We start from the raw sequence: 873 nt of genomic DNA, 5'->3' as shown, positions 1-873 counted from the left end.
ACTGGACCTCGAGGTAACACGGGCGCTACTGGCGCTACAGGACCTCAAGGTAACACGGGCGCTACTGGCGCTACCGGTGCCACTGGACCTCAAGGTAACACGGGTGCTACTGGTGCTACTGGACCTCAAGGTGCTCAAGGTAACACAGGTGCTACTGGACCTCAGGGTGTTCAAGGTAACACGGGTGCTACCGGTGCCACTGGACCTCAAGGTGCTCAAGGTAACACAGGTGCTACTGGTGCTACCGGCGCTACTGGTGCTACTGGACCTCAAGGTGTTCAAGGTAACACAGGTGCTACCGGTGCCACTGGCGCTACTGGTATAGGAGTTACCGGACCTACCGGACCTTCTGGCGGGCCTCCTGGACCTACTGGACCTCAGGGACCTCAAGGTAACACAGGTGCTACCGGTGCTACTGGACCTCAAGGTGCTCAAGGTAACACAGGTGCTACTGGACCTCAGGGTGTTCAAGGTAACACGGGTGCTACTGGTGCTACTGGTGCTACTGGACCTCAAGGTGCTCAAGGTAACACAGGTGCTACTGGACCTCAAGGTGTTCAAGGTAACACAGGTGCTACCGGCGCTACTGGACCTCAAGGTGCTCAAGGTAACACAGGTGCTACCGGCGCTACTGGACCTCAAGGTGTTCAAGGTAACACAGGTGCTACTGGTGCCACTGGCGCTACTGGACCTCAAGGTGCTCAAGGTAACACAGGTGCTACTGGTGCCACTGGACCTCAAGGCGTTCAAGGTAACACTGGTGCTACTGGACCTCAAGGTGTTCAAGGTAACACAGGTGCTACTGGTGCCACTGGCGCTACTGGACCTCAAGGTGTTCAAGGTAACACAGGTGCTACTGGTGCCACTGGCGCT

1 pseudogene is annotated in these 873 nt (G+C 56.9%); it reads left to right on the top strand.

Features of this window, described 5'->3' with window-relative positions:
* Positions 1 to 873, top strand: a pseudogene (locus ACTFR3_RS30495) (Gly-Xaa-Xaa repeat protein); the annotation flags it as partial.

The organism is Bacillus cereus group sp. MYBK14-1 (assembly GCF_051916885.1).
GTDB classification, from domain to species: Bacteria; Bacillota; Bacilli; order Bacillales; family Bacillaceae_G; genus Bacillus_A; species Bacillus_A cereus.
This window is presented reverse-complemented; position numbering and strand designations above follow the sequence as displayed.